The 23,698-nt window shown below is 62.5% G+C and carries 22 protein-coding genes; 10 read left to right on the forward strand and 12 right to left on the reverse strand.

From position 1 onward, the window contains the following. Nucleotides 1-35 precede the first annotated feature (35 nt). Nucleotides 36-323, forward strand: a complete 288-nt coding sequence (locus tag HDG33_RS21940; RefSeq protein WP_260330562.1) for a hypothetical protein — start codon at nucleotides 36-38, stop codon at nucleotides 321-323. On the opposite strand, the gene HDG33_RS21945 is transcribed toward HDG33_RS21940, so the two are convergent. Further along, on the reverse strand, nucleotides 238-924 hold the full coding sequence (locus tag HDG33_RS21945; protein ID WP_311548370.1) for a cytochrome b/b6 domain-containing protein: 687 nt from the start codon (nucleotides 922-924) through the stop codon (nucleotides 238-240). The two genes, HDG33_RS21940 and HDG33_RS21945, sit on opposite strands and share 86 nt — an antisense overlap. Between HDG33_RS21945 and HDG33_RS21950 the strand changes: the two genes are divergently transcribed. After that, a complete protein-coding gene (locus HDG33_RS21950; protein WP_260330552.1) occupies nucleotides 901-2,607 on the forward strand; it encodes a bifunctional diguanylate cyclase/phosphodiesterase in 1,707 nt (568 codons plus the stop codon). The two genes, HDG33_RS21945 and HDG33_RS21950, sit on opposite strands and share 24 nt — an antisense overlap. A 78-nt stretch (nucleotides 2,608-2,685) precedes the next feature. On the opposite strand, the gene HDG33_RS21955 is transcribed toward HDG33_RS21950, so the two are convergent. After that, nucleotides 2,686-4,725, reverse strand: coding sequence for a glycoside hydrolase family 28 protein (locus HDG33_RS21955; RefSeq protein WP_184033263.1), 2,040 nt, complete (start codon nucleotides 4,723-4,725; stop codon nucleotides 2,686-2,688). Between the two features lie 317 nt (nucleotides 4,726-5,042). Here HDG33_RS21955 and HDG33_RS21960 point away from each other — a divergent pair, with 317 nt between their 5' ends. After that, nucleotides 5,043-6,764 (forward strand): ShlB/FhaC/HecB family hemolysin secretion/activation protein, encoded by a 1,722-nt coding sequence (locus HDG33_RS21960; RefSeq protein WP_184033355.1) that lies wholly within the window; start codon nucleotides 5,043-5,045, stop codon nucleotides 6,762-6,764. Between the two features lie 61 nt (nucleotides 6,765-6,825). Here the strand turns inward: HDG33_RS21960 and HDG33_RS21965 are convergent, their stop codons facing one another. From HDG33_RS21965 to HDG33_RS21980, 4 genes are all read right to left on the reverse strand, one after another. Beyond that, a complete protein-coding gene (locus HDG33_RS21965) occupies nucleotides 6,826-7,503 on the reverse strand; it encodes a phosphoribosyltransferase (RefSeq protein ID WP_184033357.1) in 678 nt (225 codons plus the stop codon). Nucleotides 7,504-7,552: 49 nt separating this feature from the next. Next, a complete protein-coding gene (locus HDG33_RS21970; RefSeq protein WP_184033265.1) occupies nucleotides 7,553-7,819 on the reverse strand; it encodes a hypothetical protein in 267 nt (88 codons plus the stop codon). Nucleotides 7,820-7,875: 56 nt separating this feature from the next. Continuing rightward, nucleotides 7,876-8,565, reverse strand: coding sequence for a CBS domain-containing protein (locus tag HDG33_RS21975; RefSeq protein WP_184033266.1), 690 nt, complete (start codon nucleotides 8,563-8,565; stop codon nucleotides 7,876-7,878). 262 nt (nucleotides 8,566-8,827) lie between these two features. Continuing rightward, nucleotides 8,828-9,778, reverse strand: a complete 951-nt coding sequence (locus HDG33_RS21980) for an acetyltransferase (RefSeq protein ID WP_184033268.1) — start codon at nucleotides 9,776-9,778, stop codon at nucleotides 8,828-8,830. Nucleotides 9,779-10,035: 257 nt separating this feature from the next. On the opposite strand from HDG33_RS21980, the gene HDG33_RS21985 reads away from it, so the two are divergent. The 5 genes from HDG33_RS21985 to HDG33_RS22005 all read left to right on the forward strand — a co-directional run bounded on the left by HDG33_RS21985 (nucleotide 10,036) and on the right by HDG33_RS22005 (nucleotide 14,061). Beyond that, the gene (locus tag HDG33_RS21985; RefSeq protein WP_184033270.1) at nucleotides 10,036-10,260 is read left to right on the forward strand and encodes a hypothetical protein; all 225 of its coding nucleotides are present in this window, start codon (nucleotides 10,036-10,038) and stop codon (nucleotides 10,258-10,260) included. Continuing rightward, the gene (locus HDG33_RS21990; RefSeq protein WP_184033272.1) at nucleotides 10,257-11,918 is read left to right on the forward strand and encodes a bifunctional aminoglycoside phosphotransferase/ATP-binding protein; all 1,662 of its coding nucleotides are present in this window, start codon (nucleotides 10,257-10,259) and stop codon (nucleotides 11,916-11,918) included. The genes HDG33_RS21985 and HDG33_RS21990 overlap by 4 nt, the downstream gene beginning before the upstream one ends. 127 nt (nucleotides 11,919-12,045) lie before the next feature. Next, nucleotides 12,046-12,243 (forward strand): hypothetical protein, encoded by a 198-nt coding sequence (locus HDG33_RS21995; RefSeq protein WP_184033274.1) that lies wholly within the window; start codon nucleotides 12,046-12,048, stop codon nucleotides 12,241-12,243. Beyond that, nucleotides 12,240-12,887, forward strand: a complete 648-nt coding sequence (locus HDG33_RS22000) for a response regulator transcription factor (RefSeq protein WP_184033276.1) — start codon at nucleotides 12,240-12,242, stop codon at nucleotides 12,885-12,887. The genes HDG33_RS21995 and HDG33_RS22000 overlap by 4 nt, the downstream gene beginning before the upstream one ends. 142 nt (nucleotides 12,888-13,029) lie before the next feature. Continuing rightward, nucleotides 13,030-14,061, forward strand: coding sequence for an Acg family FMN-binding oxidoreductase (locus HDG33_RS22005; RefSeq protein ID WP_184033278.1), 1,032 nt, complete (start codon nucleotides 13,030-13,032; stop codon nucleotides 14,059-14,061). 251 nt (nucleotides 14,062-14,312) lie between these two features. On the opposite strand, the gene HDG33_RS22010 is transcribed toward HDG33_RS22005, so the two are convergent. Further along, nucleotides 14,313-15,302 carry a zinc-dependent alcohol dehydrogenase family protein gene (locus HDG33_RS22010; RefSeq protein ID WP_184033280.1) on the reverse strand — a complete coding sequence of 330 codons (990 nt, stop codon included), beginning with the start codon at nucleotides 15,300-15,302 and terminating at the stop codon, nucleotides 14,313-14,315. Nucleotides 15,303-15,452: 150 nt separating this feature from the next. Beyond that, entirely contained in the window at nucleotides 15,453-17,486 is a 2,034-nt protein-coding gene (locus HDG33_RS22015) for an ATP-binding protein (RefSeq protein ID WP_184033283.1), read from the reverse strand. Between the two features lie 259 nt (nucleotides 17,487-17,745). Here HDG33_RS22015 and HDG33_RS22020 point away from each other — a divergent pair, with 259 nt between their 5' ends. Beyond that, nucleotides 17,746-18,864 carry a patatin-like phospholipase family protein gene (locus HDG33_RS22020; protein ID WP_184033285.1) on the forward strand — a complete coding sequence of 373 codons (1,119 nt, stop codon included), beginning with the start codon at nucleotides 17,746-17,748 and terminating at the stop codon, nucleotides 18,862-18,864. A gap of 63 nt (nucleotides 18,865-18,927) precedes the next feature. On the opposite strand, the gene HDG33_RS22025 is transcribed toward HDG33_RS22020, so the two are convergent. From HDG33_RS22025 to hppD, 3 genes are all read right to left on the reverse strand, one after another. After that, nucleotides 18,928-20,133 carry an amino acid aminotransferase gene (locus tag HDG33_RS22025; RefSeq protein ID WP_184033286.1) on the reverse strand — a complete coding sequence of 402 codons (1,206 nt, stop codon included), beginning with the start codon at nucleotides 20,131-20,133 and terminating at the stop codon, nucleotides 18,928-18,930. Between the two features lie 44 nt (nucleotides 20,134-20,177). Next, a complete protein-coding gene (locus HDG33_RS22030; protein ID WP_409259056.1) occupies nucleotides 20,178-21,560 on the reverse strand; it encodes an amino acid permease in 1,383 nt (460 codons plus the stop codon). Between the two features lie 94 nt (nucleotides 21,561-21,654). Continuing rightward, a complete protein-coding gene (hppD, locus tag HDG33_RS22035; protein ID WP_184033289.1) occupies nucleotides 21,655-22,728 on the reverse strand; it encodes a 4-hydroxyphenylpyruvate dioxygenase in 1,074 nt (357 codons plus the stop codon). A 270-nt stretch (nucleotides 22,729-22,998) separates the two neighbouring features. Between hppD and HDG33_RS22040 the strand changes: the two genes are divergently transcribed. After that, nucleotides 22,999-23,472, forward strand: a complete 474-nt coding sequence (locus HDG33_RS22040; RefSeq protein ID WP_184033291.1) for an Lrp/AsnC family transcriptional regulator — start codon at nucleotides 22,999-23,001, stop codon at nucleotides 23,470-23,472. Between the two features lie 47 nt (nucleotides 23,473-23,519). Here HDG33_RS22040 and HDG33_RS22045 read toward each other — a convergent pair whose 3' ends face one another. Further along, nucleotides 23,520-23,684, reverse strand: a complete 165-nt coding sequence (locus HDG33_RS22045) for a hypothetical protein (RefSeq protein WP_184033293.1) — start codon at nucleotides 23,682-23,684, stop codon at nucleotides 23,520-23,522. Nucleotides 23,685-23,698 lie beyond the last annotated feature (14 nt).

The raw sequence follows: 23,698 nt of genomic DNA on the forward strand, positions 1-23,698 counted from the left end.
GCGGACAGTTTCCCGAACTGATGCCGTACGCTCGAATGTTCAAGCTGAACGGATATACCTTCGGCGAACGTACGATTCCAGTGGCCGTGATGGCGATGCTCGACGTGACCAGGACGAGGCTCAACCATGATGCCAGCGGCAATATCGTCTCTCCCAAAGACGGTCAGCCGATTTTCGATTCAGCCAGCATCGTCCTCGCCGGCAAGATCACCCACAGGATCGGTGGGTTTACGCAATTTAGCTACTCGAACTACGACCATCAGTACGTGCTCGTCCCGCCGGAAACCAGCGTGGAAGCATCGCGATCAGGACGTCGTCTCTAAGGAAGGCATGATGAAAAATAGCCGCGAATGCGTGCAACCCCGCAAGCCACATAATTGCGTCGCCGAGCCACGCGTGCAGCGATGCGAGGGCTGAGCCCGCTTCATGCGAACTACTGAGTAAAGGCGGAATATCGTAACCGCCGATCAGCGTCAGCGGATGCCCTTCGAGCCACGCGCCCGAGATGGCGGTAAGCGGTAGCGCGAGGAGAAGCAGATACAGCATCCATCGAACGGTTGTTGCCATCACAGCCATCCAGCGAGAAACTGGAGGTGTCTCGGGACGCGCGTCGTATGCTCGCCACAGCAGGCGGATGAGGGTGAGCGCGAACACGCACAAACCCAAAGTCTCGTGCAGTCGCCGGTCGAACTCGTGCACCGAAGAGTAGACGCGCTGTTCAGATCCGCCGGGCCCATACATGAACGTCACGAGCACGACAATTGCCGTGCACCAGTGGAGGAATTGGGCAATCGAACCGTAGCGTGTGGCAGAGCTTTTCACTATAGCGCTCCCGATGTGTGCCCATCGACGCACGGTAGGCACGACCGCGACACGGCAAGCCAGTGGATAACACACGCAATGCATCGTATCGTGACGTGGCATGCATGGCTGGCCGGACGCTGGCGTATTGGATTCGTGAATGGATTCTACGCGCAAACTCCTGGCGAAATCTCAAGCTGTTGGCGGCTCACGTTTCAAATCTTCTCCGTCCAGCCAGGCGGCGCGGTGTGCAGCCGGTCGCGTGGCGAGCGCCCGCAGATCGCAGATCATTCCGCGCGGCCGGAAACACCTGGATTGTGGAAACAGATCAGTACCGCTATTGCCGAGAAACGCGAGGCAACCACGCTGACGAAAAGCCGGCGCGCGAACGGAACAGAGTTCTGGTATCAGCTGTACGCGGCACCGGTGAGCGACGAGGCGGAAAAGGTTACGCATCACATCAGCGTGGTGAGCGACCTGACGGAACTCATTGAGTCGCGCGATCTACTGGTCAGGCAGGCACGTCGCGATGCGCTGACGGATTTGCCGAACCGCGTGACGCTGCGTGAGCTGATTGACACGACGATTCTCGATGGTCACGAATTCGCGCTGCTGTTCATCGACCTCGATCATTTCAAGGACATCAACGACAGCCTGGGCCACGGCGCAGGCGATCGCCTGTTGCAGGAAGTTGCGCGGCGGTTGTCGACATCGGTCGGAACGGATGGCGTGGTGACGCGATATGGCGGCGACGAGTTCGTGACGATGTTGAAGGGTTCAACCGACGATGACGAACTCTCCGCGCTGTTGACGCGCGTGACGCAAGCGCTGGACAAGCCAGTGCAAATCGACGACATGCAACTGCGGGTCCGGATGAGCATCGGGGTCAGCTGCTATCCGCAAGACGGCACGGACTGCGACACTCTGCTGAAACACGCAGACCTTGCGATGTATCGCGTCAAGGCAGGCGGGCGTAACGGCGTCGAGCGATTTGCCCCTTCGCTCGCGCATGCGGCGACTCAGCGCATCGCGCTATCGCACAAGCTACGCAACGCCGTCGAGCAGAACGGCTTTGAGCTGGCGTACCAGCCGCAAGTGGACATACGCAGCTACCGGCTGACTGGAGTCGAGGCGCTCATCCGATGGCACGACGCGGACTTCGGCACGGTCAGCCCAACGACGTTTATACCCCTGGCCGAAGACATCGGTTTGATTGCGTCAATCGGAGAATGGGTGCTGCAAACTGCCTGTGCACAGGCAAAGCGCTGGGAGGAAGTGCTGCCGGAGCTGCGCATGTCGGTCAACGTGTCGCCCAGCCAGCTTACTTCGAGTGATTTCGGCGCCGTCGTGCGTCGTGCTCTTGCCGCGTCACAATTGGCCGCGGACCGGCTCGAACTGGAGATTACCGAAGGAGGCCTGGTTGCACCGGGCGCCCTGCCCACCCTGCGCGCCCTGCACGACATTGGCGTGTCCATAGCGATCGACGACTTTGGCGCCGGTTACTCGAGCCTGGCTTACCTGCGCAGCTTTCACGCGGACCGTCTGAAGATCGACATGTCGTTCATCCGCGGCATTGGCAGCAGTCTTGCGGATGAGACGATAATCGGTGCGATCATCGCACTCGCCCGCAATCTGCGTTTCGAAGTCGTCGCGGAAGGCGTCGAACGAGCGGAACAATTGGCTTTCCTTGCCAAGGCCGGCTGCGAGATCGTTCAGGGATACTACTTCGCCGCGCCACAGCCAGCGGCGAATATTCCGGCCTACGCGGCGAGCCTGATGAGCGAGCTGCAAAGTGGCTCGTCTTGAGAGCCCCCGGCGCGACGACTTCACTTGAGCTGTGCGACGCCAAAGAGCGGCGCCTCGCCGCTCTTTGGTGCGTCGTATTTAACGCGGATCCGACAGCGTCTGATTGATCGTCTGCCCAGCGATGATCACGTTCTGCAACGAAATGTCGTGCACGTTGTAGAGGTAGATCGGACCCGGCGTGCTGGCGCTCGCGGGGCCTGCGGCCACAGGCGTGCCGAAGTCGCAGTTGGAAATCGTCACTCCCGTGATTGCCGGTACGGTCGGCGCAGGCGCCGGACCGTTGTAATCGAACGCAACTGGACCTTGTGCAACGATGGCCTGGAAACAGGAGCCGGTTGTACTGCCCAATGTCACGTTCGAAGCATTGACGTTCGTGATGTTGACGTTGTCAATGAGCGCGGGGCGTGTGCGAATCGCATCGGCGGCAGGCTGGTAATCGCAATCGAACGTGATCAGGCCGCCTTGAGACGCGGACGGGTTGGCGGCTGTTGCGGTGGCCACACCGATGGGCACGGTGCCGTTGATCGGACTGCCCGTCAGCATCTTGCTGCCGTAGCCTCCACCCGTCAGGCTCACGCCGTGCGGAAGCGTGACGCCATTCACGTAGAAGTTCTTGACGTAGCCTCCACGGTTCATGTTCGTCTTGATACGGATCGCGATGTTCAGCGAATTCGTTGCCCAGAACTGATTGAGCATGGTCAGATTGCGCGCGTAGATGTTCTGCACGCCGCCACCCATCTCGCTGCCGAGGGTAATGCCGCCGTGACCACTATTCATCATGCAGTTCTGGATCACATGGTTCTGCGCGGGTCCGTACTCCGTGTCGAGATCCTTGCCTGACTTGATCGCGATGCAGTCGTCGCCGGTGTTGAACGTTACGCTGTCGCACAGCACCGTGTTGCAGGCGTCGGGGTCGAAGCCGTCGTTGTTCGGTCCGATACTGTCGGCTGTCACGCCACGGATCACGACGTTCGTGCAGTCCGTCGGATGATGCTGCCAGAACGGCGTGTTGTTGGTTCGGTAGTTTTCCATCAGCACGTTCGTGCAACCGATGAACTCAACCATACACGGCCGCAGATAGTGGCCGAGACCAAAGATTCGCTGCGCGACCGGCACGCCCGCTTCGGAGAGCGCCGGCAGGTAGTTCTGGTCTTGCTGCCACGGCGTAGCCGGATTGGTCAATAGCGTGTAGAGCGAGGCCGAAATGGTAGGGGCGACCACCATCAGATCGACGTTGTTCGGATTCGTATAGGCCTGGGACGGCGTGGTCGACCCCGCGCAGCCGTATGCGCCGCTGGAACCCTTGTAGGTCCACCAGCAAGTGCTGGTGTTTCCGCTTCCGGCGAACGGCGTCATCGCCTGACCGTTCAGCACCGAGGTCGGGCCTTCGCCAGTCACCGCGATGTTGTTCGCATTTCGCGCGTACACGGGCGAGCCGAAGTTCAGGCAGTCGTTCGCCTGCCAGCGGCTGTAGTAAAGGTTGCCGTTGGCGCCGCAGTTGACCGGACCGTCCTTCGCATAGTCGGCGGGATTCGGGCTGAAATAGATCGTGCAGTTCGCGCTCAGATGGAAGTTGACGTTGCTCTGCAGCACGATGGGACCCGCGCAATACCACGTGCCCGCCGGCACCACGACCCGGCCGCCACCGGCTGCACTGCAGGCCGCGATTGCCGCGAGGAAAGCGGGACGTGAATCGAACGATCCCGGTGCGTTGGTCGCGCCGGCCCCCGTACTCAGGGGCGATGAACTGCCGGTGTAGGGGTTGGCCTGGGCAATGACCGCGCACGGTTGCGCACCGTACTGTTCGACCTGGAAATCGACGGCCGGGAACGCGCTCTGCGTGATTTTCTGCAGCGCATTAATGATGTTCGTCGCTGAGCCGTTGGGACCCCAGATCGGGTCGGCCGCAGCCGTTGACGGGGTGCTTCCCGTCGCTGGCGTGGAATTACTGCTTCCGCCTGCCGCGGCAGCGGAAACTCCGCTGCCGCCGCCGCAAGCCTGCAGGAGTGCGCTGCCGGCGAGCGCGCCTCCGAGGCCAATGAAGCCACGGCGCGAAATGCGCAAGGTGTCGCCCGTTGCGGGCGCATTTTTATCAAGATCGCACGGCAGCTTGGACATAGAGTCCCCTCCGGACAAATAGTTGTAGGCGCACGAGAGAATCGTCATCGCGCATGTTGTATGACAAGTCTAGAAGAGTAAAGACAAGACGCGGGTCAGTACACATGGAGGAAACCCTTACCAAATGTTTCCTCCATACCATTCGCGAGGCGTGAACTTGGTTCGAGTTGCTTTGGAAAACTCGCGCAGGCGCTTCGACTAGAATAATTTCGACGTGCGGCTCCGCATTTGATGCACCACACCCGTTAATAGGTATCGCCATGAACGACGGAAGGCTCGTATTGCATGCGCGACATCGGGTTGAGGGCGGCGGCCTGATGATCGCAACGTGCATTGCGGGCATCATGCAGACCTCACCAGTAGCGGCACAGGCATGGCGCGACCTCGCGCCGCAACCCGCACCGCAGGCGCCGCGAAGCGCGTCGTCACCCTCCTCCCCGGAAGCGCAGGCCGAGTCCGCACGGATCGCTGTCGAGCGGCTTGCCGGGCTCATCTTCGAACCGGCCGGCGCGTCCGCGGCGGCATCGCCGGGGCAGCAAGGTCGTATCGTCGCGCAAGGATTGCCCGTACTCGACGCCGCCTTCCTGCAGAGCTTCGCCACGGACCTCGACAAGCCGCTGACCTTCGGCCGCCTCGCCGAGATACGCCGCGCCGTGGTCGCGCGTTATCGGGCGGCGGGAAAGCCGCTCGTCGACGTCTACGTGCCGGAACAGGACGTGAGCTCGGGTGTCGTGCGTATCGCCATTGCCGAATTCAAACTGGGTCGAGTTCATGCCAGCGGCAACACCTACTTTTCGAGCAGGCTTCTCGAACGTGAAATGCCGCTCGAGCCCGGCGGACCGGTCCTGCAATCGGCGGTCTCGAAGGGACTTGCGGTGCTCAACGCGAATCCTTATCGACGGGTCGATGCTGTTTTTGCGCCCGGTGAGGCCGCCGACACGACCGACGTCGTGTTGCAAACCGAAGACCGGCTACCGCTTCGCGTAAGCGCGGGTTACGACAATGAAGGCGTGCCGGAGCTCGGCCGTGATCGGTTCTTTGCAGGCATAGGCTACGGCAACCTGCTTGGTCTCGATCAGCAGATCGCCTATCAATTCACGGCCAGCAACGATTTTTTCAGCGGCAATCCGAATATCGAAGGCCGCCCGAACCGCGCCCGCTTCACCGCGCACGCGCTGAACTACACGGCGCCGCTGCCTTGGCTCGACAGTATCGAGTTGTTCGGCGTCTACGCGCAGAGCACGCCACGGTTGCCCGACACCTATGGGCAAACGGGCATTTCTGCGCAGTTCAGCTTTCGCTACGACTTGCGTCTGCCGACCATCACGGACACGACACAGTTGATCCAGATCGGATACGACTTCAAGCGCAGCAACAACGATCTGGAATTTGGCGGCTCCCAGGTTTTCAACTCGAATACGCACATACATCAGTTCGTGTTGTCTTACGACATCAGCAAACCGACCGAGGCTGGCACGGCGCACGCCGCGGCGACACTCGTCGCCAGTCCGGGCGGACTGGATGGCAACAATCAGGATTCGGCATTTAACGCCGCGCGGCAGGGCGCGACGGCCCGCTACGTCTATATGCAGTTGACAGCGTCTCGTGCCACCGCGCTTGGGGCTGGCTTCACGCTGATCACGAACGGAACGTTCCAGTGGACGCCGAACACGTTATTACCGAGTGAGGAGATGGGGCTCGGCGGGGAGTCCAGTGTGCGAGGCTACGACCCATACGTCACGCTGGGCGATCGCGGCTGGAACATTCAGACCGAGGTGCGCACGCCTGCGATCTCGCTCGGCGCGAGCAACGCAGTCGTGCAACCCTTTGTGTTTTTCGATGCGGGCCGCGTATGGAGCACGATCGACCAGCCAGCCGAAACTAACCCCGGTCTGCTCGCGGGCGTCGGCGCGGGCGTGCGCGTCCAATGGTCGAGATTCGTGGATTTGCGCTGCACCTATGGCGCGCCATTACGCTCGGCGACACCAAATGGTTCGAAGGCGCCGATCGTGCTCTTGTACGTGTCGGTCGGAACGTGAGTCGTCGATAGATGCCCCATGTTCGACACGGCCCGCCGCCGTGTCTGCCTTCATTGCGCCGTCAGCCGGCCGAGTCCGAGCCCTGCTCGGGCTCCCAACCGCGCGCGGCGGCGAGACAGGCGCGGACTTCTTCATCGGTCGTCTGGTCGAAATTCACATAGAACCCACCGATCCCCATCAACCAGTCGGGCTGCAGCACGCTCACGAACGCGTGCGCGATTCCTTCGAATGCCGTGCACGCATCGGATTGCGACACCGGGACCGCCACCACGATCCGAGCGGGATGTCTGCTGCGGAGTGCGTCGAGTGCCGCATGCATCGACGCCCCCGTCGCGATGCCGTCGTCGACCACGATCACCGTCTTGCCCTGTACTGGCACCGGCGGGCATTCCCCACGGTACGCCAGTTCCCTGCGCGCGAGTTCGGCTGTTTCGCGCGCGATCACGTCGGCCAATTCGGCGTCACTGATTTGCAGTTCGCGAAGCACTGACCTTTCCAGATGAAGGGCGCCCCCCGTCGCGATGGCGCCCATCGCCAGTTCCTCGTCTTGCGGCGCCCCAAGCTTTCTGACGACGAGAACGTCGAGCTTCGCGTGCAATGCCCGTGCAACTTCGAACGCGACAGGAACGCCGCCGCGCGGCAGAGCCAGCACCACCAGATCGCCGCGACCCTGATAGTCGCGCAGTGCGTGGGCCAGTTGTCTGCCAGCGTCGGCGCGGTCGCGAAACAGGTTGCCCATCGCTTTTCCTCCCGCAATGTCGGTGCGCGTTGCCAGACCCACTATGCCATCAATGGGCCGCATCTAGCGTCCTCCTGAACGGAGAAGTTTTCACGGGTCTCGCCGGCGATGCCGATACCCCACCGCTTCCGAAGCCGAAGCACGTGCCCGAGAACCCCGAGCCATCCGACGAAAACCCCGGCACGAATGCGAACTCGTCGTTGACCGTGATCAGAAAATCACGGTTGTAGCGCGATGGCGCGAAGATCGTCATCGAGCGGAAGAACTGCGACGTCTGGAACGGACGGTCGAGGTCCAGGCACTGCGTCGGGACCATGGCGCGGCACGGCGTGCAGGGCATGCCGGAATGCCCGCGATTTGCCGCGCCCCTGTTCACATAGGCGTGAACGCGACCGGATATTCCAGATGATCCTTTACGCCTTTTACCCCTGGCACCCGCGCGGCGGCGGCGAGGATCGCCTGGCGTTCTTCCTCGGAGCGCACCGCTCCCCAGCAATGAGCGACGCCGTCCGTGACGATCAGGCCGTCGGCGGCCATCGCCCAACGATGTCCGTCGAGTTCCTTCGTGATCGCGCTGCGAATCTGATCGTCCGACGGTTGCGCATCGAGCTGCGCGGGTGCGCAACTCGCGAGCGCGCGCACCAGATTGGCCCGGCTGACGATGCCGACGAGCTTGCCCTTGCTCAAGACCGGTAACCGCTTGATGTGCTTGCGCCCTAGCAGTTCGGCGACCGCGCTAAGCGGCGTCGATTCGTCGACGGTGACGGCGGGGGCGCTCATCACGTCACGCACCCGAATCGAACGCTCCTTCAGATACTCGACCGCGAGTTGACGCGTAGGCGCGAGGAACTCGGCGAGCCACGAGCGCCGCTGCGTTTCGGTGCCGGTTTCGACGCGCCGGAGCAGATCGCCCTCGCTGACGATGCCAATCACGCTGCCTGCGTCGTCGACGACGGGCATGCCGCTGATCCGGCTGTCGGCAAGCAGCTTTGCCGCGTCATAGACCGAACTTTCCGCTGCGATTGAAACCACCCGGGTCGTCATGATGTCCGAGGCTTGCATAGTGATCTCCATATCGAGTGCCCTGCGCTGTCGCACATGGGGCGCCTATCGCAAAGATCCGGCCACTCGTGATGAGCCCCGGATTCGAGTACAGCCCAATGGTCGACGCGTAGCGGCGGACCATTGTTGATTTGCATCAAGCCCGCCCTCCGCTGTCCAAGCGACGGTGACGGCGTCCATGTCGATGCGCCAACTGGGGAATTCGCACTGCCGACTGCGATGCGGCGGTGAATTACCGGTCACCCGCTCCACGAACGTCGCGTCAAAACGCAACGCTGAACGCTGTCACGAATTCGTCGAGCCGCGCGCGATCGAGCCCGTCGATACCGGCGGCAGCGACCCTGCCGTTTCCTCCGAACTTCCTGCAAAGGACGTCGGCGCCTCGCGGACAATCGAGCGGAGCCCGTACGCTCGCCGTGTATCGGCCATCGGCGCCGGCCGTCAGCACCGCGTGCGCTTGCGCCGGGTCGCGTCGCGCGAGGAGATTGGCGAAATCGCCTCGCACGCGCCGCGCCCACGCCGCGTCGGGAAGAATGTGCAGCGTTCCATTGGCGACCCGCCGCGTTACCGCGAGTCCCAAGGCCAGTTCGAGGTCTTCCGTTCGTCGCGCCTGCAGTTCGGGCAGCACGCCGGTCGACGCAATGAACTCGAGCGGATCCGAATAGGGTTGAATGGCGCGATACATCTCGACAGGATCGACGGCAAGATCGACGACGCTGTCCCCGTAGGCGTTGTAGTTGATCGCTTCGCCGAGTTCGCGCAGTTTGCGCTCATCGGACGAGTTCACCGCGCACGCACTGGCGGCCCGATGCGCGGCCCGGTGCAGGTTGTCGCCATAGGCCGCGACCACCGCCCATCGCGTGTACCGGCCTTGAAGATGGCGGTCCACGATCAGCGCAGTGCACCTATCCGGTGACATATCGATATGCGTCGTCAGCAGCGCGTGTGCGGGGATGGGACCGGGGAAATGATGATCGAAATAGTCGATCTTTACACCAAGATCCAGCAACGCGATGAGTGGCTCGCGGTTCGAGTCGAGCGAAATATCCAGCACGGTCACGCTGTCGCCCGGCTGCGCGTTCGCGCGTTGCAGAAGCGTTATCTCGCGCTTGGCTCCCGTGATCAGGATGGTGTCGGCAGGCTCGGCGAGCCGCAACTGATGCAGCGCGCAGATGCCGTCGGCATCGCCATTGAAAATATCGAATCGCTTCATCCGCTGCTCCACCGGCGCGTTGCTGCCACGATCGCACGCGACTTGACTGCGGTCAATCGGTGACCCACGCTCCATTTCGTATGGAAGCGTACAGGCAGTTGCCGAGCGACTGGCGATGCCCGGCTATCGCCTCGTTGATACAGATCAAGCCGGTTACCATACCCGATGGCTTAAATGAGTAGACGATTCCGGCTCGCGCGCAAGGCGACCGCGGCCGTCCCACCACGCGGAGGTCAACCGTGCCGAATGAGACGCTCGTGCTTCACCATGACGCCCGGCAATGCCTGCTCGATGGCGTCAATGCGCTCGCCGAGGCCGTCAAGGTCATGCCTGGTTTCGGCGGCCGCGGCATGATCGTCGAACGCGCGCCCGGCGTGCCGCTCGTCGCGAATTCCGGCCTGGTTGTCGCGGGCTCGGTCGACTTGAGCGGTCGCCACGAAGAAATGGGCGCGCAGCTGCCCGCGAGGTGGAGTCCGGCATGAGTTCGCCACGGAGCCGCAAGCTTTCTTCACCACGCGCCAATGCAGGCATGCGCGGCATCCAGCATCTCGCCAACCGGGTCCGCGCCGCGCGCCGCAGCGTGCGCGGACTCGACGCGACGCTGCGCAGGCCGGGCACGTACCGTCATCCGGCGGGCAGGATCGTCCGGGTCGAAACGCACATATCCGTCGTGTATCTCGCCGGGCGCTTCGCGTACAAGATCATCAAACCCGTCGCCCCGGGTTTCGCGGACTTTACCGCCACCGCGACCCGCAAGCGCTGCTGCGAAGCCCAGCTCCGTCTGAACCGGCCACTCGCGCAAGGTATTTACGCCGGCGTGCTGCCGATTGCGCGCCACGCCGGCGTGCTGACACTCGGGGACGGCGGCGTGACAGTCGATCACGCGGTCAAGATGCACCGCTTCGACGAGGCGATGCTCTTTTCGAGTCTCGCGGCGAAGGGAGCACTGACGCCGCGCGACATCGACGGCGCGGCGAAGCGGCTCGCCGACTATCACCTGAGGGCGCCCCGCAACGCGCCGTCGTCGCGCTACGGGAGCGCCACGCTGGTGCGAACGCAGATCGAAACGATCAACGCGGCGCTGCTGGCCAATTGCAGCCATCCCGCGCTGCCCGGCATTGCCGCGTGGTGCGCGCGACAGCTCGACCAACTCGCGCCGCTGATCGAGCGGCGCCGCGCCGAGGGTTTCGTGCGGGGCTGCCATGGCGATCTGCATCTGGACAACGTGGTTCGCTGGCGCGGCGCAATCGCGATGTTCGACTGTATCGACTTCGACGATGCGCTACGCTGGATCGACGTCGCAGCGGACGTCGCGTTTCTCGTGATGGACCTGTGCGCGCGAGCGGAGCCCCGTCTGGCCAATCGACTGTTGAACCGTTGGCTGGAAACGTCGGGCGATTATGCGGCGCTGTCGCTGATGCCTTTGTACGTCGCCTATCGCGCGCTGGTGCGGGCGTGGGTCGCGTGCCTGAAAGCGGGATACGTAGCGGGCCGCAGCGTCGCCATCCCGGATCCGGCCCTGCGCTACCTCGAGGTGGCACGGGCGCAAACGCAGAAGCCGGGACCCGTTTTGCTGCTGTGTCATGGCTACTCCGGTTCGGGAAAATCGGTCGCGAGCCGGGCCCTTGCGGACCTGTGCGGCGCGGTGCGAGTGTCGAGCGATGCCGAACGCAAGCGTCTGCGGCCGGCGCCCGACGCGCAAACCTCGCTTGGCGCCGAACACTACACGCCAACTGCACGTCACGCGATCTACGACCATCTTCTTCGACTCGCGCACGGCGTGCTGCAAAGCGGCCACAGCGCGATCGTCGACGCGACCTTTCTCGAGTTCCGTCACCGCGACACGTTTTTCGCGCTCGCCCAACGGCTTGGCGTACCGGCCCGCATTCTCAACTTTCGTGCCGAACCAACGGTGCTCGCGCAACGCATCGAAACGCGCCGGCATGGTCCGCGCGATCTATCCGACGCCGACACCGCGACGCTCGCGCGTCAACTCGCGAGCGCCGACGCACTGACGCCGGCGGAACAGGCGTTGACCTTGTCATTCGACACCGCGGTACCGATGGCGGCGTTCGACTCCCCCGCGTTCTGGCGACCCGTGCTTGCACTGATGCAGTCAGCGCCGTTTGCGACCCGCTGATCGTGTTCCGACGCGAAGCGGGGTCATTGATCTGCGCGCGTGATCGAGGTAGCGTTCGCGTCGATCACGGCTGGCCGAAGTGACATCTCACACAAACGGCCCGACTGCCCGCCACGGATAGCGGATAATGGATCGTGAACGAGACGCCGACCGCGAGACGGTTGGAGCCAGCGGTCACGAAATGCCGTTCGGATTGATCGGCGTGCGCGAACACGCGCCGATGCTCGGCGACTCCATGCGGATCGATACAGTGCAAAGCGCCGATTTCGCGATTGCGGTCAGGTTTCCCTGGCAATGGATGCAACCGGGAGAGATCACCCCATGATCAAGGTGTTGCTGGCCGACGACCACACGCTCGTGCGCGACGGACTGCGCCATATCCTGCAGCAGGCGAGCGGCTTCGAAGTGGCCGGCGAAGCTTGCGACAGCGCGACGACGATCGCGCTGATTCGCGCGACGCAGGCCCACGTGCTCGTGCTCGACCTGTCGATGCCGGGGCGCAATGGCATTGAACTGATCAAGCAGATCAAGGAGGAAAAACCCGGCCTGCGAATTCTGGTGCTGACGATGCACGCCGAGCAGCAATACGCGGTGCGCGCGTTCAAGGCGGGCGCGTCCGGCTATCTGACCAAGGAAAGCGCGAGCGCGGAACTGGTCGGCGCGGTGACGAAAGTCGCGTCAGGGGGCGTTTATGTAAGCCTCGCGATGGCCGAACGCTTTGCCCAGAACCTGAACGAGCCTGCCGACGCGCTGCCGCACCAGCGGCTGTCCGATCGCGAATTCGACGTGTTCCGGCGCCTGGTCGAAGGCGAGAGCATCACCGAGATCGCCAACGAACTATCCGTCAGCGTGAAGACGATCAGCACGCACAAGACGCGCATCCTCGAAAAAATGCAGATGCCGAACGAGAACGGGCTGGTTCGCTATGCGATCCGCCATAAGCTGTTCGACGACGAAAACGACCTGTAGCGCTTCTGCGCTGCGAGACCCGCGCAAAGCGTACGCGAGACATCTGAAACGTCGACCTGCCACAAACCTGCCACGGTACCCGGCGACACGATGACGACACGAACCGCGTGCTCGCGGGAACGATCCGAAAGGAGACTTCGAGATGAAGGATGCCGCCCAACATGACGCGTGGGAAATCGGCGAACCGCACTTCCACGCCTCCACGCCACTGGAACAGCAGCTGCGCTTTGCGCTGCATTATGCGGTGCTCGCGCCGTCGAATCACAACACGCAACCGTGGCGGTTCATCGTCGACGGCGAGACCGTACAGATCTGCGCCGACCGCATGCGCGCGCTTCCCGTGGTCGATCCTTTCGATCGCGAACTTCTGATGAGCTGCGGCGCGGCGTTGCTCAATCTTCGCGTGGCGCTGTGCCGTCTCGGTCTCGCTTATGCGATCACGCTGTTTCCATCGGAAGCCGACCCCGACATCGTGGCGCTCGTGAGCGTGTCGCGCGACGGGCCTCGCGATCCCCACCTGCGCGAACTCTTCGACGCGCTGACGGCGCGCGTGACGACGCGTGCGCCGTTCGTCGACGAAGCCGTTCCGGCGGCACTGCAAGGCAAGCTCAGCGACGCCTGCGACGACGAGGGCGCGATTGCCTGTTGCGTGGAGCAAACGACCGCGCGCGAGGCGCTTGCGCAACTGATCGCCGACGCCGATCACGCGCAGTTCGCGGACCCACGCTTCCGGCGCGAGCTCGCCAGTTGGATCCACCCGCGCCGGCGCGACGATGGTATGCCGGCTTACGGTACCGCCGTCGGAGCATTGCTCGACTTCGCGGCGCCGCTCGTCAGCCTGGCCGTCCGCGTATTCGATGTGGGCGCGGGACAGCCCGCTACGCATCAGCACCTCGTGCAAGGCTCGCCGCTGATGGTCGGCATCGCCACGATGCGCGACGACCGCGAGGCATGGCTCGCGGCGGGACAGGCGCTCGAGCGGATGCTGCTGGTCGCGGCATCCGCGGGACTGACCGCTTCCTACCTGAACCAGCCGATCGAAGTGGACCCGCTGCGCGAGCGGCTCCGGACGCTGCTGGGAACGGAGGCGATTCCACAGCTTCTGCTGCGCGTCGGCCGCGGCCCGCGCGTCAGTCATGCGCCGAGGCGGCCGCTGGCCGATGTGGTGTTCTGACACGCGTGAGTCCGGGCACGCGTGGAAACGGTACCGATGGGCCCGTGATGAAGGTCGCGCGACAGCCAGACCAACGCCGGCATGCGCGATCCGACCGAAGAATCGCCATGTCATGCGCTACCCCAATGCCGCCACATGCTGCATGAACTGGACCTCAGCACTTCGCGATGGCCGCGCTTGAGCGAACGCGGCCAGCAACAATATCAAGCGGAAAAGCGGCGCGTTGCCTCACCTCAATGTCGGTTCGCGGGCTACACCGTTACCACGATCTTTCCGAACTGCCCGTTGGTTTCGAGGTAGCGGTGCGCGTCGACGATCTCGTCGAACCCAAAGGTGCGATCGATGACCGGCTTCAGCGAGCCGCTTTCGAGCCCCTTGAGCACGAACTCCACCGCAGCCTTTCGGCGCGTCGGGTCGCCACTCGTCAGCCAGATGTTGTGCGCCTTCACGGAAATCATTTTGGCGATCATCGGCAGCACGGGCAGCGTCGTGGCGCGTTCGTCTAGCGCGCCGTACAGATACGCGATCCCCTGGAAGGACAGCGCCGAGACCAGTTTCGCGAAGTTCGGGCCGCCGACCGGATCGAAAGCGACGCGAGCCCCCTTTCCATCCGTGATCCGCATGATCGCTTCGACAAGGTCCGACTCGTCCGTCACGACCACGTGTGCGGCACCCGCGTCGAGCAACTGCTGTCGCTTGCCAGCATGGCGCGTGACCGCGATCGACGTCGCCCCCGCGTAATTCGCTAGCTGGATCGCTGCCAGACCAACGCTGCTCGAAGCGGCCGGTATGACGACATAGTCGCCGGCGCCCACCTTCGCATCTTCGATCAGCGCGCCATATGCGGTGACGAACATCATCCACACCGACGCGGCCTCGGCGAAGGATAGAGATTTCGGGTGCCTGACGACTGCATGGTCCGGCACGATGACGACTTCGCCGTAGGTGAAGTACTGATTCATCGAGAACGACGGGATCACATTGACCTCGTCTCCGGGCGCGAAACCGCCGACGCCCTCGCCCACCGCGTCGACGATGCCGGCCGCCTCGTACCCGAGCCCGGCCGGAAAGCGGACGGGCTCGATGTACTGGTCGGTGCGCCACATCGATTCCGCGCGATTGAGACCGATCGCTTTCACGTTGATGCGAACTTCACCGCGGCCGGGGCCGCGGACCGATTCGTCGACGAATCGAAGCACTTCGGGCCCACCGGCCTCGGCAAACCTGACAGTCCGTGACATCACTACCTCCTGGATGGATTGATGGTAGAGCACTGCGAAAATTACCACGCCGTTCCCGCGAGGGAATTCGACTGATAAGCGGGGAAATCCGACAGTACTTTTCGTCGTCGCCCCAGAACGCTGCTTCGCACAAAGAGGGTCGATCGAAAACTACGCGGCGGACGGATTTTCGCTGGTCATTCGCCTGATGATCGCAAGGAGTTCTTCGATATCGACGGGTTTGACGAGATGACTATCACACCCCGCTCCCGCTGAGCGAGCCACGTCCTCGGGCTGTCCGTAGCCCGACACGGCGACGATTTCAAGGCGCTTGCCGGCCGCCTGATGATCCCTCAGCCGACGCGCAACCTCATAGCCGCTGATTCCCGGCAGACCAAGATCAAGGAAAACGATCTGCGGCTCGAAGGCAGCGGCGATCTGAAGCGCTTCTTCCCCGCTGTGTGCGGTGCGCACATCGTGCGCGTCGAGAATCATTGCGAGCGACAGCGCGGCATCGCTGTTATCGTCGACGATCAGAACACGCAATGGGTCGGACGGCGGTCGACCTGCTTCGGCACCGTCCTTCGCCCGCTGGTTGCTGCCCTGGCAAACGGGTAGACGTATTTCGAATTCACTGCCTCTGTTCTTGCCTTCGCTCCTGGCGACAATGGTCCCGCCGTGCATCTCGGTCAGCGTCTTGCACACCGACAGCCCGATCCCAAGACCGCCCCTGGACGGCTCGCCGTGGCAGGAACCCTGTACGAACAGATCGAACACGTGAGGCAGTGCGTCGCCCGAAATACCCGTGCCCGTGTCCGACACGGTAACGGATACCTCCTGACCGACGAGCGTCGCGCATACGACGATCCGGCCACCCTCGTCGCTGTATTTGATCGCGTTATCCAGCAGATTGGAAAATGTCTGAGTGATCCGCGCCGGGTCACCGTGGACGTACACTGGGTGCGCGAGCGGCAGACGCACGATGTCGTGATGCCGCTGCAACGCAGCCGGCATCGTGATCTCCAGAGCGTGGTCGAGTGCCAGCCTGATATCGAAGACCTCGCGCTTCAACTCGATCTTGCCGGTGGTGATCCTCGATACATCGAGCAGGTCGTCGATCAGATGCGACAGGTGGCCGGTCTGGCGTTCGATCACATTGCGCAGCCACTCACGTTTGGCGGGATCGGCTCCCGCGCTGTGGCCCAGCAGATGCGCGGCGTTGCGCACGGGCGCCAACGGGTTGCGCAGCTCGTGCGCGAGCGTGGCCAGAAAGATGTCCTTGCGGCGATCGGCGTCCTGCAATTTCGCCTCCGCGTCGGTCCGCTCCGTCACGTCGCACAAGCTGCCAATGAACGTGTAATCGTCCTGCTGAACGGGCGGACGCAGATACCCGAACATTTCGACGGTCCTGAGCGCGCGGTCGGTTACGCGGTGCAGCCGGAACGCGACATGCACCGGCTCGCCGGAGACCAGCCGGGACTGAAAATGGCATTTCAGCAGTTCGACATCGTCGGGATGAACGACCGACGTCATGAACTCGGTTTCCGTCAACGGCCCCCTCTCCTCGGGCTGCCCGGTGATGTCGTACATCTGGCGGTTTTCCCACACGCCTTGTCGCGAGGCGCCACACCACTCGAAGATGCCGATGCCGGCCGCGCTCGTCGCGACACGCAGCCGCTCCTCGGTGAGCTTCAGCGCAGTCAGCGCCGTGTGCAGGCTCTCCTGCGCCGCCGCCACCTCGGCGGCCTGACGTTGCATTTGCGCCTCGATGGCGTTTTCGATCATCGCGCGAAATGTGCGCTCGACGATGTCGTGTGCCCGTATGTGAACGTCGATGGAAGCCGCAACCGGACCGAAATACGCGCGGATCTCGTCTTTCAGAAAGCGCTGCATCAGATCGATGTTGCGAAACAGATCCGTGACCCGCCAGCCCTCTGGCCAGAACCTGCCGGGATGCGCGACAGACACACGCGCGGATAGTGACGCGTCGCTCTCGGCGACCAGCAGGGCAGCGCATACTTCGGCCAGCATATAGGCGAAACAGTCCATGAGTCCCTGCCCGCTGTCCGCATCGGTGTGCGCGCCCTGCTCCGAGGTCTCGGCGATCCAGCGATGCATCAGCTGCTTACGGGTACGCCCCAGCCTGCGCGCCAGCCCGTTTAGCGTGATCGCGCCTCGGGAATCCAGATCGAGATCCCGATTCATCCAGGTACCCCCGGACGCAAGCTGTGAGCCCGCGATGCCGTCCCGGCACACCGGTTTGTGTCAGTCAACCTCTTTGTCATGGACCGTTTTAGTAGGTTACGCAGCGCGCGACTATAAATAGTATCGCAGCATCCAGGGCGATCCGCCATGGCATGCGGGACAGGACGAACCATTGAAAGCTCGACGTTTCCGACGCAAGTATCCTCGCGTGCGCGTAAGATTGCCGGGAACGCGATGAAGACGCGAAGGAGCCATGGCGATGGAGGAACCCCGGAACCCGACGCGACAGAACGGCCCCAAGGTCGCGTTTGCCCTGCAAGGCGGCGGTTCGCACGGCGCCTTCACGTGGGGTGTGCTCGACCGGCTGCTGGAGGCTTCGTCGCAGGCAACCCCGCTCGATATCGCGGCGATCAGCGGCGCAAGCGCGGGCGGAATCAATGCGACGCTGTGCGCGGCGGGTCTCGCAACCAGCGGCGCACCGAAAGCACGCGACATGCTGCGCGCCTTCTGGGAAGCGGTATCGCGCGCCGGCGCGCTGGCGGGCAACGCGCTCCTCGGCTTTTCCGAACCCGGCCCATTCGGCGGCTGGAATATCGACTGGAATCCCGCCGCCATCATGCTGGAGGCCGTGGGACTCGTCGCTTCGCCTTACGGCAATCCGTTTTACCGCGATCCGCTCGGGCCGTTGATTCGTTCCGCCCTCCCCGAACAGGATCTCGCCGCGCTCAATACCACGCGCGATGGCCCGCAACTGTTCATTTGCGCAACCGACGTACGAACCAACCAACGCGCAATTTTCACCCGCCCCGAGATTTCCATTGACGTATTGCGCGCTTCCGCATGCCTGCCGAGCGAGTTTCGCACCATCAGCGTGGGCGGCATACCGTACTGGGATGGCGGCTATCTGGGCAACCCGCCTTTGGCGCCGTTGATCGCCCATGCCCAGGACCTGATTCTCGTTCTCGCGAATCCGTTCGTGCGCCACGACATGCCGCCTAAAGACGCGCGCGGCATTCTCGACCGGCTCAATGAAATCGGTTTCAACGCGTCCGTCGTACTGGAGATCAACGCGATCGAAGCGGTCAACCGTGTGCTCGACTCGGTCGGCGAGGAAGCAGCGCGCAAAAGCCGCTTCAAGCCCGTCAGGTTTCACCTGATTCGCGACGACGATTTTCTCGCGAAGTTCGGTTTTGTTTCCAAGAGCAGCACGTCCTGGTCATTGCTCAAAACGCTCTTCGAGCGTGGCCGCGAAGTGGCGAACGTCTGGCTCGAGAACGACTACGCGAAACTCGGGCAAGCGTCTTCGCTCGACGTCAAGGATTCGTTGCTCGATCCGACGCTCAAGCACAGCGGCAACGCGAGCGCGCGACGAATCTGAAAAGGACGTAGGCACAGCCGGACTGATCGCGTGTCCGGCCGCGGCTCCCAGCTTGCGTTGGTTTCAATCGCCTGCCCGCGAGATGACCCTCGCGATGGCCTCCGCAGCCGTCGCAACGTTGTTGTCATTGAGCGCGGCGACGCACATGCGCCCGGACCGGATCAAGTAGACGCCGTGCCGCTCGCGCAGCGTGTCGACCTGGTCTGCCGACAACCCGGTGTACGTGAACATACCGCGCTGCTCGAGGTAGCGTGCGAGCATCGTGTCCGGCACCTTGCCGCGCAGGCGTTCATGGATCTCCGCACGCATACGCATGATGCGCCGGCACATCGATGCAAGCTCTTGTTGCCATGATTGCCGCATTGCCGGTGCTGTCAGCACGCGCGCTACGATCTTTGCGCCGTGCGTCGGCGGATTGCTGTAGTTCGCGCGCACAGCGCTCGTCAATTGACCCAATACGCGCCCGGCAACATCCGGCGACTCGCAAATCACCGACAGTCCGCCGCACCGCTCGCCATACAGCGAGAAGTTCTTCGAGAATGAATTGGCCACCAACGCCGGCACGTTCTGGCGCACGAGTTCACGAATCGCAAATGCGTCCGCGTCGATGCCCGCGCCGAAGCCCTGATACGCCATGTCGATGAATGGCAGCAGGGTCCGCTTCCTGATGACCTCGATCAGTTGCACCCATTGCGCGTCGTTCAGATCGACGCCCGTCGGGTTGTGACAGCACGCATGCAACAGCACGACGCTGCGCGCCGGCAGCGCGTCGATGGCCGATAGCATCTCTTCGAACTTGAGCCCGCCGCTCGATTCGTCGTAGTACGGGTACGTGTCGACTTCGAATCCCGCGCGCTCGAAGATGAAACGGTGGTTTTCCCACGTCGGATCGCTGACCCATACCCGTGAGCCCGCAAAATAGCGCTTGATGAAATCCGCACCGACCTTGAGCGCGCCCGAGCCGCCCAAGGTCTGCACAGTCGCGATGCGCCCCTCGGTACGTGCGGGCGAGTCGTCGCCGAACAGCAACGATTGCACGGCATCGCGGTAGTGGGCGAAGCCCGCCATCGGCAGGTACGGCTTTGGACCGAGCTCGGCGAGCAGTTGTCCTTCGGCCTCGCGTACGGCTTGCATCACCGGTAAGCGGCCTTGATCGTCGTAATAGATGCCGATGCTCAGATTGACCTTATGGTCGCGCGAATCCTTCGCGAAGTTCTCGTTCAAGGTGAGGATCGGGTCGCCCGCATAGGCATCGATGTGTTCAAACATGCTGGTTCCCTGGATTAGGCCAAATGGTTGCAGAAACGCGGCGCCTAGCGCATCGGCACGCCAACCGGTACCGAGGCGCCCGTGCGGCGATTGCGCAAGCGATAGCCGACGCCCAGCGCAACGAGCCAAACGGGGATCAGGTAGACCGACATGCGCAGATCCGGTATCAGCCACATCACCACCAGGATGCCGCCAAGGAACACCAGACACAGATAGTTGGTAAGCGGATAGCCCAGGCTGCGGAATACGGTCGTCTCACCGGCTCGCGCTTTCGCGCTGCGAAAGCGCAAATGAATGATGCTGATCATTGCCCAGTTGATGATGAGCGCCGAGACGACGAGCCCCATCAGCAGTTCAAATGCCTTGCCGGGCATCAGGTAGTTGATCACCACGCAGGTGGCCGTCGCCACGGCGGAAACACCCAGCGCGACGAGCGGAATCCCGCGGGCGTTCACCTTCAGCAGAGCGCGCGGCGCATTGCCCTGGCCTGCGAGGCCGTAAAGCATGCGGCTGTTGCAGTAGACGCCGCTGTTGTACACCGACAGCGCGGCGGTGAGCACTACCGCATTGAGCACGTTGGCGACGAAGTTACTATTCATCGCGTGAAAGATCAGCACGAACGGACTACCGCCCGTAACAACTTTTTCCCACGGATACAGCGACAGCAGCACGCCGAGTGCGCCGACGTAGAAAATCAGGATCCGGTAGATCACCTGGTTGGTCGCGCGCGGGATGGTGTGCGAAGGATCTTCCGCCTCGGCGGCCGTAATGCCGACGAGTTCCAGTCCACCGAACGAGAACATGATGACAGCCATCGCCATCACGAGGCCCGACACGCCGTTCGGAAAGAAGCCGCCGTGGCGCCAGAGATTGGCCACGCCCGCGTCAGGGCCTGCGTGGCCCGAAATCAACAGGTAGCCGCCGAAGCCGATCATGCCGACGATCGCCGCGACCTTGACGATCGAGAACCAGAACTCGAGCTCGCCGTACGACTTCACGCTGGTGAGGTTGATCGCGTTGATGACGCAAAAGCAGGCGAGCGCGGAGACCCACGTGGGCAGACCGGGCCACCAGTACTGCATGTAGATGCCAACGGCCGACAGTTCTGCCATTGACACGAGAACGTACAGCACCCAGTAGTTCCAGCCGGACACGAAGCCCGAGAATTGGCCGCAGTATTTGCCTGCGAAGTAGCTGAAGGATCCCGCCACCGGCTCGTCGACGACCATTTCGCCGAGTTGCCGCATGATGAAGAAGGCGACGACGCCCGCGATCGCGTACCCGAACAACACGGACGGTCCTGCCGTCTTGATGGTCTGCGCGATGCCGAGAAAGAGGCCGGTGCCGATTGCGCCTCCTAGCGCGATCAACTGAATGTGACGATTCTTCAGGCCGCGCTGTAGCGTGCCCTGTTGCTGGTGTGCCACGATGTTGTCTCCTGTGTCCTGCGGTTGGTTCTGGACGCCACGCCTCGCTTTTCGCCTGCTCTGGTCGAGAGCTATCAACGGGGTTGTACGCGCGTCAAACCTTCAGCGTGCCCCGCTCGATCTGATCGCGTTCGAGCGACTCGAACAGCGCCTTGAAATTGCCTTCGCCGAAACCTTCATCACCCTTGCGCTGGATGAATTCGAAAAAGACAGGGCCAAGCAGCGGCTTGGAAAAAATCTGCAGCAGCAGGCGCGGCGACCCGTCTGCCGTCGTTCCGTCGAGGAGGATGCCGCGCGATTGCAATTCGCCCACCGCTTGACCGTGGCCCGGCAAGCGCGTCTCGAGCGCATCGTAGTAGTAGCTGTTCGGCCCCGTCATCAGCGGCACGCCTGCCATCTGCAGATTGTCGATAACCGCTATCAGATCGTCCGTCAGGAACGCGATGTGTTGAATGCCCTCGCCATTGAAGGCCATCAGGAATTCCTCGATCTGCCCGCTCCCCTTGCCAGATTCCTCGTTCAATGGAATGCGGATCTTGCCGTCCGGCGCCGTCATCGCCTTCGACGTGAGACCCGTGTATTCGCCCTTGATGTCGAAGTAGCGTAGCTCACGGAAGTTGAACAGAGTCTCGTAGAAGTTGGCCCAATACGTCATGCGGCCGCGATAGACGTTGTGCGTGAGGTGGTCGACGAGGCGCAAGCCATGACCGGCCGGCCGCCGCTCGACACCTTCGATGAACTCGAAATCGATGTCGTAGATCGACTTGCCGTCTTCGAAGCGGTCGATCAGATAAAGCGGTGCGCCGCCAATGCCTTTGATTGCCGGCAATCGCAACTCCATTGGACCGGTTGCGATTTCGATCGGCTGAGCCCCTAGCGACAACGCGCGGGCGTAGGCCTTGTGCGAATCCTTCACGCGAAATGCCATGCCGCACGCACTCGGGCCATGCTCGGCGGCAAAGTAAGCGGCCGCACTGTTGCGCTCGCGATTGACGATGAAGTTGATTTCGCCCTGGCGGTAAAGCAGCACGTCCTTCGAACGGTGGCGAGCCACCAGTGTGAAGCCCATCTGCTCGAATAGCGGTTCAAGGACATTGGGTACGGGCGAGGCAAATTCAACGAATTCGAAGCCCATCAGTTGCATTGGATTGTCAAACAGGTCGGCCATGATCTCTCAGGTTCAGCAGAGGGTGAATGATTTGTGGCGAGCAACCGGCACCGAGTGGTGCTGGGTGTCGGAACAATGAAAGAAAATTTCTCCAATCGCCATGCAGGCAGCGTCCTCGGACCACTCTCTCAACGCATTAGCCGGCCGCATCGCAGCGACATCTGGATTCAGTGTAAGTTTTTATCGACGCAATTGGATTTCCTTGCAGACGCAGACAAACCCTGATTTGTGCATTAATATTTCATTTCACTGGTGAATGAGGAAATAAAAGTGCAGGCAATCGACATCGACCGTATCGACGTGCGTCTACTGGAGATTCTTCAGTCCCAGGGACGCATCTCCAATCTCGAACTTGCGGAGGCGATCAAACTGTCGCCCGCGCAAACGCTGAGGCGGCATCGCCGGCTCGAGGAAATGGGTGTGATCAAATGCTACGAGACGCGGCTCGACGCGCAGCTGCTGGGCTTTGGCGTAGTGGCCTTCATCCAGGTGACGATGGAGCGAGGCCATGTCCGCGACCTGTCGAAGTTCAAGCGAATGATCTCGGAACTCACCCAGGTTCAGGAATGCTTCGTCGTAACGGGTGATATCGATTACATGCTCAAGGTCGTGGCGCAAGACCTGAAAGCGCTGTCGGAGTTTCTGCTGGATACGCTGATGCGCATTCCGGGCGTGAGCGGAGTCAAGTCCAGCGTTTGCCTCGATGAAATCAAATGTACGGGCGCTGTCCCGTTGGCGGCCTAGCCCGCTGAGCGCCAGCGTCGCCCGTCACATTCCGGTGCTGCCCACTCTTATTGAATCGACTCGGAAACGGTACTGACGATCAACGAAAACAAACGGTCTATTTCACCTTCGATCTCGCTGCCGCTGAACGGATCGCGATTGGCGCCGAACGCCTCGTGTCGATGTTCGCGAACAATGGTCTGCACCGCCCTCCGCGCGACTGGGTATTGCATGTGACTGCTCCTGA

It is taken from the genome of Paraburkholderia sp. Cpub6 (assembly GCF_014201065.1).
Lineage (GTDB): Bacteria > Pseudomonadota > Gammaproteobacteria > Burkholderiales > Burkholderiaceae > Paraburkholderia > Paraburkholderia tuberum.